The following is a 15,602-nucleotide window of genomic DNA, read 5'->3' on the forward strand; positions in this document are numbered from 1 at the left end:
CTCAGTGCTCCACGACAGGTGAGGTTTCAACGGTGGCCGCGTGGTACAGGCGCAGGGCCTCGCGCACTTGGTCGGCTTCTTCAAGGCCCAGTACCTGGCGGGCGATGATCTGGCAGTCGTGCAGGTCCAGCTCGCGCACGGTGGCCTTGATGGTGGGGATCAGCGGCACGCTGACCGACAGCTCATCCACGCCCAGACCGATCAACACCGGCACCGCCATGGTTTCGGACGCCAGCGCACCACATACGCCCACCCACTTGCCGTGGGAATGGGCCGCTTTGACGGTGATGTCGATCAGGCGCAGCACCGACGGGTGAAAACTGTCGGCCTGGCTGGCCAGACGCGGGTGGTCGCGGTCCATGGCCAGGGTGTATTGGGTGAGGTCGTTGGTGCCGATGGAGAAGAAATCCACATGGGGCGCAAACACATCCGCCATCAGCGCCGCGCTGGGCACTTCGATCATGATGCCCAGCTTGGGCAGTTCGCTCAGGCCAAGGGCCTGTGCTTCCTCTTCGAGCATTTTGCGCGCCAGGTGCAGCTCCGACAGCAGGCTGACCATCGGCAACATGATATGCAGCCGCGCCAAGCCGGCGCTGGCAAGAATCGCACGCAACTGTTCACGCAACAGTTCGGGGCGTTCCAGGCACAAGCGGATCCCGCGCAGGCCAAGGAATGGATTGGTCTCGCTGTCCATCGGCACATAGGCCAAGGGTTTATCGCCGCCCACATCCAGGGTACGCACCACCAGATTGCGCTCAGTGCCGAGGGCGCGGGCGATGGCGCTGTAGGTGTCGGCCTGCTCTTCTGCGCTCGGTGCACGGTTGCGTTCCAGGTAGAGGAACTCTGAACGCAGCAGGCCCACGCCTTCACCGCCCAGGGTCAGGGACTGCTCCACTTCCTGCAACGAGGCGACGTTGGCCGTGACCTCGACGTGGTGACCGTCGCGGGTGACCGCCGCCCTTGAGGCCTGTGCCACTTCACGCTGCAGCCGCAGCTTTTGCTGTTGGCGCACCGCCTGCAGTTGTTCGATTTCGGCCAGGTTCGGCTCCAGCTGCAGCTCACCTTTGTCGGCATTGAGCAGTACCCGCTTGCCGTTGGCCAAGGCCAGTACTTGACTGGGTACACCGCAAAGGGATGGCAAGCCGAGGGCCCGGGCGAGGATGGCCACATGACTGGTAGCGCCCCCGGCGACCGTGACAAAGCCCAGCACTTTGCTGGTATCCAGGCCGGCGGTTTGTGAGGGTGTCAGTTGTTCAGCGACCAGGATGGCGCACTCCGGCAGTTCCATGGACCGCTCTGGAACGCCCAGGATCAATTTGAGTACGCGCTGGCCGACGTCGGCCAAGTCCGCCGCACGCTCAGCCAGCAGCGTTTTACCCAAGCCTTCGAAGAGTCTGGCGGTCGCCACTGTGGCGGTGTTCCAGGCAAAGGCAGCGCTCTTGCCTTCGGCCAGCAGGCTATGGGCTTGTTCAAGCAGGGTCGGGTCTTCAAGCAGTTCCTGATGGGCGCGGAAGATCTCGGCCTGGGCGCTGCCGGCCGCCTTGGCCTGCAACGCTTGCAACGCCTCGTTTGCCGCCCGCAGGCCACGCGCCAATGCGGTACGTTCGAAGGTTTCTCCGGCACCGGCTTCGGGAATCTCAAGCGCCGGTTCAGCCACTTGGACCACCTGGCCGAACGCCGAGCCAGGCGAGGCACAGATGCCTCGCAACACGGACGCCGAAGAAGCAGGCGCAGCGGGTTTGTTGATCGTCTCGACCGCTACCGGCAGCGTCTCGCCACAGCCCTCGAGCAACAACGCCACCAGCGCCTGAATCGCCGCCTCGGCATCTTCCCCCGCCGCGCTCACTTGCACACTGTCGCCCTGGGAGGTCTGCAACGCCATGATCGCTACAAGCGACTTGGCATTCGCGCTCAAGGTTTGCTTGTGCAGGAAAATGCTGGAACTGAACCCCTTTGCCGCCTGGGCAAACACCGCCGCAGGGCGGGCGTGCAAGCCGCTGGCATTAGGCAGGGTCACTGGCTTGGAAAACAACGCATTGCCCTCCTCCTCGTCCACCTCAGCTTTCATCGGCCCCGGTGAGACCTGCAACAGTGGCTGGCCGGACTCGACCAGCGCCTGACCGGCCACCAACGGCACAAACGGCTCGCCGCTCACAATGAGCATCAAGGTCAGCAGGCTGCGCGCATTGAGCGCCACATAATCGGCATCGAACTCGATCAGCGGCTGCCCGGCCTCCACCCGCTGGCCCTCCTCGACCAGCCGGGTGAAGCCCTGGCCCGCCAGGTTCACGGTATCCAGGCCAATATGCAGCAGCACCTGCACACCGTTATCGGCGGTGACACTGACCGCATGGCCGCTGTCCTGAATGTTGCTGATCACCCCAGCCAACGGCGCGCAGAGGGTTTGCGAGGTGGGGTCGATGCACAGGCCATCGCCAATCACGCGGCCGGAAAATACCGGGTCGGGCACCTGGTCCAGCGCCAGCAAAACCCCGGACAAGGGTGCCAGCAGTTCCAGAGGTTGAGATGTGGTCATGACTTCACCTGTTTGTGTTGTTCTTTAAAAATCATTGGGGACTACCGGATTACTTCCACCAATATTCGACCTGCACACCGACGTTCGACCCATGCCGCGCCGTGCCATAGGCGCCGGTGTCGGACAACGCCGAGCCCGCCGCCAGCTCATTGGCCGCACGCTTGGCCGCTTTGTTCCAGGACGCATAGGTGTAATACAACCGCACTTCCGGCCGCGCCCAGAATTCAGGGCCTTTGGGCGACCAGGTCGGGGCGAAGGTAAATTTGCTCAATTTGCGCGTGCCGCCAGTGGCATCGACCTGATCGTGCCCCAGCTCAGCGACCAGTTTGAATTGCTCGCTGAGCGCATACGCCGGGCGCACACCCAGGGACATCCAGTTCTGATCCTGACGCCCTGGGCGCACATCTTTCTGGTAAACCGCCTCGACTTGCCCACCGAAACGCGGCGTTACCTGCCAATCAAAGAACTCCACCGCGCGGTAACTTTTGCTGCTCTTGTCCAGCGCGGTATTGCCGGTGTAACCCAGGCCGGTGCCGGGGCCTTCGCCGTACTGCAGGGCAAACTTGTTCTTGCCGCCCAGGAAGGCCGCTTGCACATGCTGCGCCGTCAGCGCCCAGCCGCTGTTAGTGTCACGCCCACCGGCCTTGGCGATGTAGCTCAAGCCCAGTTCCAGCTCGCCACCGGGGTTGGTCTTGAAACCTGCGACGTTGAAGTCGTGACGGGTGGCGTATTCCTTCTGGTACAGGTTGTCCTTGCGCGACAGCGCATAGCTGTATTTCAAGCCGCCGATCAGCACGTCCTCGATCCCGCCACCGGTGGCGCTCTGGTTCCAGTAGTAGAAGTCGGAGATATGGATATCGTTACGCTTGTAGTAACGCCGCCCGGCCCACAGCGAACCGCCATTGAGGCTGGGCAGGTTGGACCACTGCGCATACATCTGCGGCATGCGCGCCGAGCCGTTGTTTTCACCCTGGAACTTCAGGGCGCGGTCGTACTGGTTGTAGAGGGAAGCCATGGCATCGACGCTGAGCACCGAACCGTCGTCGAGGGTCAGCAAATCCTGACGCAGTTCCAGCTCGGCGTACTGCTCGCATTCGTTACCCAGGCGGTATTTGGTTTGTGCACCTGGCAGTTGGAAACATTGCTGCTTGCCACTTCCGGTTGACGTGCCCACACCGCTGCGCAAATACCCGGCAAACTCCAGGGCTTGGGCGCCGAAAGGCACCGTGAGGCAGGACGCTATAAGGCCCAGCTTGATTGTCGTTTTCATGAAGCGCTCCTTTTATTTTTATTGTTTTTTCTTACGGTCGTGCGTGACGCGATCCCCTGTAGGAGCGAGCTTGCTCGCGAAGAACTTGCAGCCTCCACGCAACACCTGGAGGGGCGCGTTTTCGTTGGCGATCTTCGCGAGCGAGCTCGCTCCTACAGGGGGGGGTGTTTCAACCTGTCAGGTGGAGTACGAAGGATTCATAAGGACGTAACAGCACAGTGCTGGTACGCAGCGGGCAATCGGGGTAGTTGCTGATCAGCAGGCGTTGCTCGTTCGCGGCGTTGATCACGCCTTCGGGCAGTTGGATCTCGCACGGTGATCCATAGAAGTTGTTGACTACCAACAGGCGCTCGCCGTGACCTTCACGCAGGTACGCCCAGACCTGGAGATGGTCTTGCAGCAACGGGCGGTAAACGCCTTGCTGTATCAGTGGTTCGCGACGGCGCAAGTCGATCAGCCTGCGGTAGTGATGCAGCACTGAATCCGGGTCATCCATCTGGCTTGCGACGTTGATCTGCGCGGCATTGGCGGGGATGCCGATCCAGGGTTCACCGCGGCTGAACCCCGCGTTCGCTTCGGTGCTCCACTGCATGGGCGTGCGCCCGTTGTCGCGGGACTTCTGCATGATCGCCGCCATGCTCGAGGCTTCGGACTCGCCCGCATCGCGCTTGAGCCGAAAGATGTTCAGGGTTTCCACATCACGGTACTGCGAGATGCTGTCGAAGCCGGGGTTGGTCATGCCCAGCTCTTCGCCCTGATACACATACGGCGTGCCCTGCAAAAAGTGCAGCGCCGTGGCGAGCATCTTGGCCGAGACCACGCGGTGTTCGCCGTCGTCACCAAAACGCGAGACCACCCGTGGCTGGTCGTGGTTGCACCAGAACAACGCATTCCAGCCGCCGCCGGCCTGCATACCCATCTGCCAGTCGGAGAAAATCTGCTTGAGTTGCAGGAAATCGAAATCGGCCTTCACCCACTTTTGCAGGTTCGGGTAATCGACTTTCAGGTGGTGGAAGTTAAACGTCATCGACAGCTCTTTCGACGCTGGATTCGAGTAGCGAATGCAGTGTTCCAGGCGGGTGGATGACATCTCACCCACGTTGATCAGGTCATAGCCTTCAAAGACTTCGCGGTGCATTTGCTGCAAGTATTCATGCACGTTCGGGCCGTCGGTGTAGAAGCGGCGGCCGTCACTGTTGTCCTCGGGGAAATCGGCGGGCTTGGAGATCAGGTTGATCACATCCAGGCGGAACCCACCCACGCCTTTGTCGCGCCAGAAACGCATCATTTTGAACACTTCGGCGCGCACCTGGGGGTTGTCCCAGTTGAGGTCGGCCTGGGTATGGTCGAACAGGTGCAGGTAGTACTGGCCGGTCTGCGCTTCGTATTCCCAGGCCGAGCCGCCGAACTTGGATTCCCAGTTGTTCGGCTGGTCGCGCCAGATGTAGAAGTCGCGGTAGGGGTTGTCGAGGCTGCTACGCGCCTGCTGGAACCATTCGTGTTCGATGGAGGTGTGGTTGACCACGATGTCGAGCATCAGCTTGATGCCACGCTTGGCGGCTTCGCTGATCAGCAGCTCGCAATCGGCCATGGTGCCGTAGCTGGGGTCGATGGCGTAGTAGTCGCTGATGTCGTAGCCGTTGTCGCGCTGGGGCGAGCGCAGGAACGGCGTGACCCACAGGCAATCCACACCCAGCCACTTGAGGTAGTCGAGTTTGTCCACGATGCCCAACAGGTCACCGGTGGCGTTACCCGCGTGGCTGTGGAAGCTTTTGGGGTAGATCTGGTAGATCACCGAGTGTTGCCAGGTTTGCATGGTGGGTTCCTTCAGTAGAGTTGGGTGCTGGCCCTTCTGGCCTCATCGCAGGCAAGCCAGCTCCCACACTTGAATGTGTTTACAAATCACTGTGGGAGCTGGCTTGCCTGCGATAGCGATCTTCAGGCGACCCGGTAACCAGGCCGAACGATCTTCATGCTCAACATGCACGTCAGCGCAAACGGCACGACCATCGCCACGACCATGCCAATCACGAACATCGGAATGGCGCTCGGCACGATCGAGATAAACCCGGGCAACCCGCCGACGCCGATGGCCGAGGCCTGCACCTTGTTCAACGACAGGAAAATGCTGCCCAGCGCCGAGCCCAGCAGCGCGGCATAGAACGGAAACTTGAAGCGCAGGTTCACCCCGAACATCGCAGGCTCAGTGATGCCGAAGTAAGCGGAAATCGCCGAGGTCGAGGCCATGCTTTTGTCCCGCGCGTTGCGGGTCATGTAGAACACTCCGAGGGCGGCGCTGCCCTGGGCCAGGTTGGACATGACGATCATCGGCCAGATAAAAGTGCCGCCCTGGGTAGAGATAAGCTGCAGGTCGACGGCCAGGAACATGTGGTGCATGCCGGTGATCACCAGCGGCGCATAAAGCAGGCCGAAAATCGCGCCGCCGATCATCGGGGCGATCTCGAACAGCGTCACCAAACCTTCGGTGATCAGGATGCCAAGGTGACGGGTCACCGGGCCGATGATCGCCAAGGCCAGCACACCGGTGACGACGATGGTGGTGATCGGCACCACCAGCAGTTGAATGGCATTCGGCACCCGCGCCCGCAGCCATTTTTCGATCACGCTCATGACAAAGGCCGCCATCAGGATCGGCAGGATCTGCCCCTGGTAACCCACCTTCTCGATCTGGAACCAGCCGAAGATATCGAAGTACGGCAGGCTCTGGCCGTCGAGGCCAGCGACCGCCTTGCCGTAGTTCCAGGCGTTGAGCAGGTCGGGGTGCACCAGCATCAGGCCCAGCACGATGCCGAGGATTTCACTGCCGCCGAACCGCTTGGCCGCCGACCAGCCCACCAGCGCCGGCAGGAACACGAAGGAGGTGTTGGCCATCAGGTTGATCAGGCTCCACAGACCATCCAGGTTCGGGTAGGCCTCCAGCAGCGTCTTGCCTTCGATGAACATGCCCTTGGCGCCCATCAGGTTGTTCACGCCCATCAACAGGCCGGCGATGATCAGCGCCGGCAGGATCGGCATGAACACATCGGAGAACACCCGCACCAGGCGCTGCATGGGGTTGGTCTTGTCGCCGCCGGCCTTCTTGACGTCGGCAATGGTGGAGGCGGCCAGGCCGGTCAGTTCGCGCAGGGCGGCGTAGACCTTCTCCACCTCGCCGGGGCCGATCACTACCTGGAACAGGCCACCGGTAAAGAACGACCCTTTGACCAGGTCGACCTGGTTCAGCGCACTGCTGTTGACCAGGCTGGGGTCCTTGAGCGCCAGGCGCAGGCGGGTCACGCAATGGGCGGCCTGCTCAAGGTTTTCGCGGCCCCCGAGGTTGTCGAGAATCTCGCGGGCAATCGTTGAATAGTCGTGGCTCATGCTCGTTTTCCACTGTGATTGTTTTTATGGGTGGCAGTCGTTGGCAGCACGCCGAGAAGGGAAAAGTACTCGTCTGTACGAGTTAAATCAACAACTCGTCTGTACGAGTTACACTTTTGTTTATGCCTGCGAGCTTTCTGTCAGATTTTTCCCAAGCTCGCACCGCTGTCCAATGGACAAACCCCACCTCTGCCACTATGGTTCCTGCCTTGAACGCGCAGTCCACCTTCATAACGCCGGGCAAGAGCCATCCCATGAGCAAATACAACCAGATCTATACGGATCTGCTTGCCAGCATCACCACCGAACGCCTGCAACGCGGTACGCGCCTTCCCTCCGAAACCGAACTGATGGACGCCTACCAGGCCAGCCGTGGCACCGTGCGGCGCGCCATCGAGCAGTTGCAGGAACGTGGCTTTGCGCAAAAAATCCACGGCAAGGGCACCTTTGTGTTGTCGCCCAACCCGATCGAGTTCCAACTGGGCGGCATCGTCAGCTTCCACGAGACCCACGCCGACCTGGGCGATGACGTACGTACCGACGTGGTCGAGTTCACCCAGATCCCGTTGGAAGGCTCACTGCTGCAACACATCGAGGCCGAGCCCGGCACCCTGATTACGCGCATCAAGCGGGTACGCCGCATCGGCGGAAAACGGGTGATCCTGGACATCAACCACTTCATCAGCGACCTGATTCCCGGCCTGGACCGCAACATCGCCGAGCAGTCGATCTACGCGTTTATCGAGCAAACACTGCAGCTGCAGATCAGCTACGCGCAACGCACCATCGAAGCCTTGCCGCGCAGCAAGGACGACCAGGCGCATCTGGACCTGGATGGGCAAAGCCATGTGATTGTGGTGAGTAACCAGACGTTCTTGCAGGATGGAAGGCAGTTCGAGTACACCGAGTCGCGGCATACGTTGGATAAGTTTTACTTTTCGGATGTGGCGCGGCGGTAAGCGTAAGCCGTGAAACCAACTGACACCACGAAAAATACCCTTCACGAAAAACCTTCTTCGTAGTGACTGCATTAACTGTTGCGCAGACGTCGTACACATTATCCGAGTCAAACCAAGGGAGAGAATACGATGTTCAGGAAGAGCTTGGTGTCGAGTATGTACGCGTTGCTATTGATCGGCTGCACCGGCAGAGGCTTTCAACCACCGTCGCCGGAATTTACCAATTGGAAGAAGATCGGGGTGTCTGAAGAGGGCGTCAAACACGCCATGACCACATGCGGCTATACCAACCTGATAGGGACGGGCGACAAAACCCCGATTGACCAGGTGCTCACGCGGTTTTATTGCATGAAAGACGCAGGTTTCAAGCGCACAGATAACATTGACCTTTGCAAGGAAGGCCGCATCGGCGAATCACCCGTTTGCGAAGGCCGCCGGTAATCCGTCAGCAAAAAGACACAAGGTGCTTGGCGATGCACAAAGCTGCCAGAATTTGCCAGACCCAAAAAGCCAAAAGCCCGCTATTACGCGGGCTCCAGGGCATTTGATGCTAGATCGTGCCGGACAATGCCGGACGCCCCATCATTCCCACTCGAACATAAACATACTTCATAAGCTGAAACACGCTCGCCTATGGGAATGACTGAACGTGCTGGACGGCAATCAAACAGTGCATAACCGCTATGAGGATGCCGGGGCCGCTTGCAAACCCTTCTAGAGCGACTCACCCTACGGCGTCTCACACTTATCCGAGTCAACCCATAAGGAAGAACGCCATGTCCACTAGGAGCCTGTTGCTGAGTTTTTGCGCTGTGTTACTGGTTGGCTGCACGGGAAGGGGCTTTCAACCGCCGCCTCCGGATTACACAAAATGGTACAAGGAGGGCGTCTCGCAGACCGGGATCATTGCTGCGATGCGTGCGTGCGGATATACCAATGTTGATGGCGCAGGAGACAGGTCGCCAATCGATGTGAGGTTAATGAATTTCTATTGCATGAAAGACGCGGGCTACAAACGCAAAGATAACTTGGACATGTGCAAGCTCGGTCGTATTGGTGAGTCTGCGGTGTGTGACGGGCGCCGGTAATCAGGCACAGTCCGGGGCGCTCATGGACATGGAGCATGTGATGTTGCTGACTCGAAATCAGTGGTTGGGCCTGAGCATTCTGGTAGCAGTTGGGGGCTGTACCCCTTTTCAACCGCCGCCAGGGGACTACACCCAATGGAAAAAGAAGGGCGTCTCCCAGCAGGGCGTCGATGACGCAATGCGGGCTTGCGGGTATACCAATCTTGATGGCGTTGGCGACAAGTCGCCGATTGATGTGGTGCTGACGCGCTTCTACTGCATGAAGGATGCGGGTTTTATCCGCACGGACGATCTGGACCTGTGCAAGCAAGGCCGCGTTGGCGAATCGCCGGTGTGCGACGGCCGCCGTTAACCCATTACTAAAAGGACACAGGGAATGAACAATCTACGCAACGGACTGTATGGCGCCGCATTGGCCCTGGCGGCAACAGCGCTGGGCGGTTGCGCCTCCTCGGCCGCGATCACCGGCGAGCCTGGGGTAAACATGGGCGACAGCTATCAGAAGGTGCTCGCGGTGGTCAGCCGCACCAATACCGTGACCAAACAGGTCGATGGCCAAGGCTTCCGGGCGGAGGGTTACTCAGCGATGTTCAAGGACTGTCGCGTCAAATACTTTCTGTTCCAGGACGCCGATGGTTTGCAGCGCGTGAGCTATGAGCCGGCGCCACATCTGTCGGTCAACCAGAACTGCCGCCAGCCTTAACTTCCCCCTACGAGTCAATGCCTGATGAGACTGTTGCCTGTAATCCCCGCCGTGCTGCTGCTAGCGCTCGGCGGCTGCGGCCAAGTGGCGAACGTGCGTTCGCTGTCCACCGGCTACGAGCCCCCGCAGAGTGGCGAGACCGCGCGTATCCGCCTGCTCACCGACGGCCTGGTGCGCGCCGTGCCGGGGCGTGATTGCCTCGACTGGAACGTGCCCGGCGCGGGGGTAATGGCGTCGGCGAAACCCGGCTTCCCCGACCATAACGGCGAAAACCTCGGCATTCCCGGACCGATCTTTTCGTGGGCCGGTGCGGTCTCGTCGGAGCTGGTGGTGCCGGCGAACAAGCCGATCGCGTTCCATTATCTGGGGCGCCTGCAATATTCCCGGCAGTGTGCCAAGACCATGACCTTCGTGCCTCGGCCCGGCGTGGACTACATGGTGCAGGCCACCATGTCGGCGGACTGTTCGTTCCAGCTGGATGAATTGGAGGCGGGCGGCAAGCAGTGGGCCATGACCCAACCGCAGCCAGCGGGGAAGGTGTCGATGTGCAACGCGATTGATAACTTCTAGCCCGAAATCTGCGCGGGTTGAAGGCTGCGCGTGACGTTATTCAAAACACACGCCAACACCCTAGGGGAGATGGGCAAACAGTTATTGCTGACATCTGCGCTGCTAAGCGTTTTCGATACCATGCCGGCATTCCTTGTCCGGGACATGGTATCGATCTAGCTCTCTCAAATACGTACGATGGGCGCCATTAAAAACGCCATTGATGACGTATCAAACATAACTATTCAATTTTATTTTTTAAAATAAAATCAAATAGTTACTATACAGCTTTACTCCCACTCAATCGTCGCCGGCGGCTTGCTCGACACGTCATAAGTCACGCGGGAAATACCTTCGATCTCATTGATAATCCGGCCGCTGACCGTCTCCAACAGTTCGTAAGGCAGGTGAGCCCAACGCGCTGTCATGAAGTCGATCGTCTCTACGGCACGCAGTGCAACAACCCACGCGTAACGGCGGCCATCGCCGACAACGCCAACCGATTTCACCGGCTGGAACACCACGAATGCCTGGCTGACCTTGTGGTACCAGTCGGCCTTGCGCAGTTCTTCGATGAAGATGTGGTCGGCGCGACGCAGCAGGTCGGCGTATTCCTTTTTCACTTCACCCAGGATACGCACGCCCAGGCCCGGGCCTGGGAATGGGTGGCGGTAGACCATGTCGTACGGCAGGCCCAGTTCCAGGCCCAGACGGCGGACTTCGTCCTTGAACAGCTCGCGCAGCGGTTCTACCAGCTTGAGGTTCATTTCCTCAGGCAGGCCGCCCACGTTGTGGTGGGACTTGATCACGTGGGCCTTGCCGCTCTTGGCGCCGGCCGACTCGATCACGTCGGGGTAGATGGTGCCCTGGGCGAGGTACTTGATGTTGTCCAGTTTGGTGGACTCGGCATCGAATACGTCGATGAAGGTGCGGCCGATGATCTTGCGCTTCTTCTCCGGGTCGGACTCGCCGGCCAGGTTGTTGAGGAACTGGTCCTCAGCGTTGGCGCGGATCACCTTGACGCCCATGTTCTCAGCGAACATGGCCATCACTTGCTCGCCTTCGTGCAGGCGCAGCAGGCCGTTGTCGACAAATACGCAGGTCAGCTGGTCGCCGATGGCTTTGTGCAGCAAGGCCGCCACCACCGAGGAGTCAACGCCGCCGGACAGGCCGAGCAGCACGTTGTCGGTGCCGACCTGGGCGCGCACCTGGGCGATGGCGTCTTCAGCGATTTTCGACGGGGTCCACAGGGCTTCACACTCGCAGATGTCGAGGATGAAACGCGACAGGATGCGCCCGCCTTGCTTGGTGTGGGTCACTTCCGGGTGGAACTGCACGCCGTAGTAGCGACGCTCGTCGCTGAACATGCCGGCGATCGGGCAGCTTGGGGTACTGGCCAGGATGTGGAAGTCTTCCGGCATCTTGGTGACCTTGTCACCGTGGCTCATCCACACGTCGAGGCCGAAAAGGCCGTCGGCGTCGATGTGGTCTTCGATGCCGTCCAGCAGGCGGCTCTTGCCGACCACGTCCACACGGGCATAACCGAATTCACGCAGCTCGGAACCTTCAACCTTGCCGCCCAGTTGCTCGGCCATGGTCTGCATGCCGTAGCAGATGCCGAACACCGGCACGCCCAGGTCGAATACCGCTTGCGGGCAGCGCGGGCTGTTGGCTTCGTGAACGGACTCGGGGCCACCGGCGAGAATGACGCCTTTAGGTGCGAATTCGCGGATCGCTTCATCGTCCATGTCGAACGGGTGCAGTTCGCAGTACACGCCGATTTCACGCACGCGGCGGGCGATCAGCTGGGTGTACTGGGAACCGAAGTCGAGGATCAGGATGCGGTGGGCGTGAATGTCGAGGGCCATGAAGTCAGTCTCGTCTAATGAATCAGAAACAACTCGGGGCTGAAGAACAGCCCCGGTTACTTAACATTTTGCTGGAAGGCTCAACCTACACGGTAGTTTGGCGCTTCCTTGGTGATCTGCACGTCGTGGACATGGGATTCAGCCATGCCGGCGCCGGTGATCCGCACGAACTCTGGCTTGGTGCGCATTTCTTCGATGTTGGCGCTGCCGGTGTAGCCCATCGAGGAGCGCAGGCCGCCCATCAGTTGGTGGATGATCGCGCTCAGGGTGCCTTTGTACGGCACACGGCCTTCGATGCCTTCCGGTACGAGCTTCTCGGCGCCTGCCGAAGAGTCCTGGAAGTAACGGTCGGAAGAGCCTTGCGCCTGGGACATGGCACCCAGCGAACCCATGCCACGGTAAGCCTTGTACGAACGGCCCTGGAACAGTTCGATCTCGCCTGGCGCTTCTTCGGTACCGGCAAACATCGAGCCCATCATCACGCAGGAGGCACCGGCAACGATGGCCTTGGACAGGTCACCGGAGAAACGGATGCCGCCGTCGGCGATCAACGGTACGCCCGTGCCTTCAAGGGCAGCGGCAACGTTGGCGATGGCGCTGATCTGCGGCACGCCGACACCGGCAACGATGCGCGTGGTGCAGATGGAGCCTGGGCCGATACCGACCTTGACTGCATCGGCGCCCGCTTCGGCCAGGGCCTTGGCGGCAGCGCCGGTGGCGATGTTGCCGCCGATCACCTGCACGTCAGGGAAGTTCTGCTTGACCCAACGCACGCGGTCGATCACGCCTTTGGAGTGGCCGTGGGCGGTGTCGACCACTACCACGTCAACGCCAGCAGCGACCAGCGCCGAGACGCGATCACCGGTGTCTTTACCGGTGCCGACTGCAGCGCCAACACGCAGACGACCTTGGTCATCCTTGCTGGCCAGCGGGTAAGCCTTGGCTTTTTCGATGTCGTTGACGGTCATCATGCCTTTGAGGGCGAATTTGTCGTCGACGATCAGCACGCGCTCGATGCGGTGCTTGTGCAGCAGTTCGCGCACATCGTTCTTGTCGGCGCCTTCCTTGACGGTGACGAGGCGCTCTTTAGGCGTCATCACTTCACGGACGGTGACTTCAAGGCGGTTCTCGAAACGCACGTCACGGGAAGTGACGATGCCGACCAGGTCGCCATCGTGCAGCACCGGGACGCCGGAGATGTTGTGCATGCGAGTGAGTTCGAACAGGTCACGCACGGTGGCGTCAGCTTCGATGGTGATCGGATCTTTCACCACGCCGGCTTCGTAACGCTTGACCTTGCGCACTTCGGCAGCTTGCTGCTCGATGGTCATGTTCTTGTGGATGATGCCGATGCCGCCTTCCTGAGCCATGGCGATTGCCAAACGGGCTTCGGTGACGGTGTCCATGGCAGCAGAAACCAGGGGAATATTCAGCTCGATGCCACGGGTTAGGCGGGTCTTGAGACTGACTTCGTTAGGAAGCACCTCGGAATAACCGGGCACTAGGAGAATGTCGTCGAATGTCAGAGCTTCTTGGCTGATACGCAGCATCGCGGGGGCTCCCGAGCGGGAAAATGGAAGCGCGCCATTATATACATGCACCCTGCCGGGCTCAATGTAAAACTCTGACAAACTTGGTAATACTGATAGATGGAGAAAACGCGCCGCTTTTTCTGTAGGAGCGAGCTTGCTCGCGAAGGGGGCAAAGGCACCGCGTTAAATCAGACTCACCCCGTTATCGTTGACGATTTTCGCGAGCAAGCTCGCTCCTACAGCTCAACTTTGACCCAGGCAATCTTCTGGTCCAACCAGTCGGCAAACTCGTCGATAAAGCTCTGCTTGAAGCCCGCCTCCGCCCAGTTGTTGAAGATAAAGCCCAGGTTGGAAAACCCGCATTCCTGCAGGAATAGAAAGCCGTTGATGTCGTCTTCATGCCCACACAGCGGGCAGGTGAAGTTATCGGTGTGGCCGGGCATCCAGTCTTCCAGGCTTTCGAACAGCGCCTCGCCGACCTCCTTGAGGCACTCCGGGCAGCCGGCTTCTTCGAGAAAACCCTTGGCCGGGGTATAGATGCACCGCTTGTAGATGATCTCCAAACCGTTGACCGGCTCGTTGAATGGCAGCGCCTCGGGGTGCAGCACCACGGCGCGGGCACCATCGGCCAGGGCATAGCCCATGCGGTTGCCGGTGCGGCCGCAAGTGGTGAGCTCTTCCTTGATGATGTTCTTGCGCACCAGCCAGCGCACGATTGCCCGGGCGCGGGGTTCGTGGACGGGTAAGGTGGAGATTTTCGGGACAAGGATGCTTTGGGAGTTCATGGGAGTCCTGCGGTGTGCCGTCTGACGCCTTCGCGAGCAAGCCCGCTCCCACATTCGACCGCGATCCTACAGGATTAAATGCGGTCAACTGTGGGAGCGGGCTTGCTCGCGAAGAGGCCCTGAAGGCTGGCAGCTTAATCCCTGAAAAAATGAGGTCAAGTACTCAAATACCGCCCGATCAACGCAATACCACTGGCCAATACCAGCCAGGTCACTAACCGCACGAACGCCTCACGGGACAGCCGCATCGTCAGCCTGCGCCCACACCACAGCCCCAGGGCCATCGCTGGCAACAAGCAAACCGCCAATATCAATAACGGCCAATCGGCATACACCCCGGCAATCAGGAACAGACTCAAACGCACTACCGTGCTGCAACTGATCAGCGCGCTTTGCGTGGCACGCGCAGCGTCCTTGGGCAAACGGCTATTGAGATAGATCGCATATAAAAAGCCGCCACTGCCAAATAGCGCACCAAACAGGCCCCCCACAGTGCCCATGGGAATCGACCACCACGCCGCCAGCTGAGTCGGCCGTGCTTTCACCGCCAGGCTGTAAATCGCGTAGGCGCTGATAAACAGCCCCATCAACAACAGCAACAGGTCCGAATGCAGGTTGAGCAAAAACACCACCCCCAGGGTGCAGCCGATGGCCATGCAGGGCAGCAACCGCAACAGTTCCGGCTTGTTCACATCGCGCCGGGTTTGCAACAAGCCGCCAAACGCCGCGACAAAGTCCAGAAGCACCAGCAACGGGATGATCTTCGACAGCGGCATGAATAAAATCAGGATCGGCCCCGCCACCAGCGCGGTGCCGAATCCGGCAATGCCGAACACGATGTAAGCCACCGTCACGCCCAGGCCGATCACCAACCAATCAACACCGCCGAACGACCACTGGCTCATCAGCTCAACCGGGCTCATGACTTATT

14 protein-coding genes are annotated in these 15,602 nt (G+C 60.0%); 6 read left to right on the forward strand and 8 right to left on the reverse strand.

Going from position 1 to position 15,602, the window contains the following annotated elements; genetic code table 11:
* Position 1: 1 nt before the first annotated feature.
* The 4 genes from ptsP to treP all read right to left on the reverse strand — a co-directional run bounded on the left by ptsP (position 2) and on the right by treP (position 7,187).
* Entirely contained in the window at positions 2–2,536 is a 2,535-nt protein-coding gene (gene ptsP / locus PSH76_RS24460; RefSeq protein ID WP_305493040.1) for a phosphoenolpyruvate--protein phosphotransferase, read from the reverse strand.
* Between the two features lie 49 nt (positions 2,537–2,585).
* Positions 2,586–3,806, reverse strand: a complete 1,221-nt coding sequence (locus PSH76_RS24465; RefSeq protein WP_032895410.1) for a carbohydrate porin — start codon at positions 3,804–3,806, stop codon at positions 2,586–2,588.
* A gap of 169 nt (positions 3,807–3,975) precedes the next feature.
* Positions 3,976–5,622 (reverse strand): alpha,alpha-phosphotrehalase, encoded by a 1,647-nt coding sequence (treC, locus tag PSH76_RS24470; protein ID WP_305493041.1) that lies wholly within the window; start codon positions 5,620–5,622, stop codon positions 3,976–3,978.
* A gap of 122 nt (positions 5,623–5,744) precedes the next feature.
* Positions 5,745–7,187 (reverse strand): PTS system trehalose-specific EIIBC component, encoded by a 1,443-nt coding sequence (treP, locus tag PSH76_RS24475; protein ID WP_014719803.1) that lies wholly within the window; start codon positions 7,185–7,187, stop codon positions 5,745–5,747.
* A gap of 254 nt (positions 7,188–7,441) precedes the next feature.
* On the opposite strand from treP, the gene treR reads away from it, so the two are divergent.
* The 6 genes from treR (at position 7,442) to PSH76_RS24505 (ending at position 10,507) form a co-directional block, all read left to right on the forward strand.
* Positions 7,442–8,146: a trehalose operon repressor gene (gene treR, locus PSH76_RS24480; RefSeq protein WP_098950449.1), complete on the forward strand. Its 705-nt coding sequence runs from the start codon at positions 7,442–7,444 to the stop codon at positions 8,144–8,146.
* A 129-nt stretch (positions 8,147–8,275) separates the two neighbouring features.
* The gene (locus PSH76_RS24485; RefSeq protein WP_032895406.1) at positions 8,276–8,587 is read left to right on the forward strand and encodes a hypothetical protein; all 312 of its coding nucleotides are present in this window, start codon (positions 8,276–8,278) and stop codon (positions 8,585–8,587) included.
* Positions 8,588–8,922: 335 nt separating this feature from the next.
* The gene (locus PSH76_RS24490; RefSeq protein WP_032895405.1) at positions 8,923–9,234 is read left to right on the forward strand and encodes a hypothetical protein; all 312 of its coding nucleotides are present in this window, start codon (positions 8,923–8,925) and stop codon (positions 9,232–9,234) included.
* Between the two features lie 40 nt (positions 9,235–9,274).
* Positions 9,275–9,586 carry a hypothetical protein gene (locus PSH76_RS24495; protein ID WP_156995567.1) on the forward strand — a complete coding sequence of 104 codons (312 nt, stop codon included), beginning with the start codon at positions 9,275–9,277 and terminating at the stop codon, positions 9,584–9,586.
* Between the two features lie 24 nt (positions 9,587–9,610).
* Complete coding sequence (locus PSH76_RS24500; protein ID WP_032895404.1) at positions 9,611–9,937, forward strand: hypothetical protein; 327 nt, start codon at positions 9,611–9,613, stop codon at positions 9,935–9,937.
* 24 nt (positions 9,938–9,961) lie between these two features.
* Positions 9,962–10,507, forward strand: a complete 546-nt coding sequence (locus tag PSH76_RS24505; RefSeq protein ID WP_084571015.1) for a hypothetical protein — start codon at positions 9,962–9,964, stop codon at positions 10,505–10,507.
* A 269-nt stretch (positions 10,508–10,776) separates the two neighbouring features.
* Here PSH76_RS24505 and guaA read toward each other — a convergent pair whose 3' ends face one another.
* From guaA to PSH76_RS24525, 4 genes are all read right to left on the reverse strand, one after another.
* The gene (gene guaA, locus PSH76_RS24510; RefSeq protein WP_003193997.1) at positions 10,777–12,354 is read right to left on the reverse strand and encodes a glutamine-hydrolyzing GMP synthase; all 1,578 of its coding nucleotides are present in this window, start codon (positions 12,352–12,354) and stop codon (positions 10,777–10,779) included.
* Positions 12,355–12,434: 80 nt separating this feature from the next.
* Positions 12,435–13,904, reverse strand: coding sequence for an IMP dehydrogenase (gene guaB, locus PSH76_RS24515; RefSeq protein ID WP_003193998.1), 1,470 nt, complete (start codon positions 13,902–13,904; stop codon positions 12,435–12,437).
* Positions 13,905–14,122: 218 nt separating this feature from the next.
* On the reverse strand, positions 14,123–14,671 hold the full coding sequence (locus PSH76_RS24520; protein WP_032895403.1) for a hypothetical protein: 549 nt from the start codon (positions 14,669–14,671) through the stop codon (positions 14,123–14,125).
* Between the two features lie 155 nt (positions 14,672–14,826).
* The gene (locus PSH76_RS24525; protein ID WP_098950437.1) at positions 14,827–15,594 is read right to left on the reverse strand and encodes a sulfite exporter TauE/SafE family protein; all 768 of its coding nucleotides are present in this window, start codon (positions 15,592–15,594) and stop codon (positions 14,827–14,829) included.
* Positions 15,595–15,602 lie beyond the last annotated feature (8 nt).

Origin of the sequence: Pseudomonas sp. FP215 (assembly GCF_030687795.1) — a bacterium.
Taxonomy (GTDB): domain Bacteria; phylum Pseudomonadota; class Gammaproteobacteria; order Pseudomonadales; family Pseudomonadaceae; genus Aquipseudomonas; species Aquipseudomonas salmasensis.

Excerpts from the sequence above, each read along its gene's own strand:
- PSH76_RS24495 (WP_156995567.1), top strand. The coding sequence starts at position 9,275 with ATGTTGCTGACTCGAAATCAGTGGTTGGGCCTGAGCATTCTGGTAGCA.
- guaA (WP_003193997.1), bottom strand. The coding sequence starts at position 12,354 with ATGGCCCTCGACATTCACGCCCACCGCATCCTGATCCTCGACTTCGGT.
- ptsP (WP_305493040.1), bottom strand. The coding sequence starts at position 2,536 with ATGACCACATCTCAACCTCTGGAACTGCTGGCACCCTTGTCCGGGGTT.
- guaB (WP_003193998.1), bottom strand. The coding sequence starts at position 13,904 with ATGCTGCGTATCAGCCAAGAAGCTCTGACATTCGACGACATTCTCCTA.
- treP (WP_014719803.1), bottom strand. The coding sequence starts at position 7,187 with ATGAGCCACGACTATTCAACGATTGCCCGCGAGATTCTCGACAACCTC.
- PSH76_RS24525 (WP_098950437.1), bottom strand. The coding sequence starts at position 15,594 with ATGAGCCCGGTTGAGCTGATGAGCCAGTGGTCGTTCGGCGGTGTTGAT.
- treC (WP_305493041.1), bottom strand. The coding sequence starts at position 5,622 with ATGCAAACCTGGCAACACTCGGTGATCTACCAGATCTACCCCAAAAGC.
- PSH76_RS24500 (WP_032895404.1), top strand. The coding sequence starts at position 9,611 with ATGAACAATCTACGCAACGGACTGTATGGCGCCGCATTGGCCCTGGCG.
- treR (WP_098950449.1), top strand. The coding sequence starts at position 7,442 with ATGAGCAAATACAACCAGATCTATACGGATCTGCTTGCCAGCATCACC.
- PSH76_RS24505 (WP_084571015.1), top strand. The coding sequence starts at position 9,962 with ATGAGACTGTTGCCTGTAATCCCCGCCGTGCTGCTGCTAGCGCTCGGC.
- PSH76_RS24520 (WP_032895403.1), bottom strand. The coding sequence starts at position 14,671 with ATGAACTCCCAAAGCATCCTTGTCCCGAAAATCTCCACCTTACCCGTC.
- PSH76_RS24485 (WP_032895406.1), top strand. The coding sequence starts at position 8,276 with ATGTTCAGGAAGAGCTTGGTGTCGAGTATGTACGCGTTGCTATTGATC.
- PSH76_RS24465 (WP_032895410.1), bottom strand. The coding sequence starts at position 3,806 with ATGAAAACGACAATCAAGCTGGGCCTTATAGCGTCCTGCCTCACGGTG.
- PSH76_RS24490 (WP_032895405.1), top strand. The coding sequence starts at position 8,923 with ATGTCCACTAGGAGCCTGTTGCTGAGTTTTTGCGCTGTGTTACTGGTT.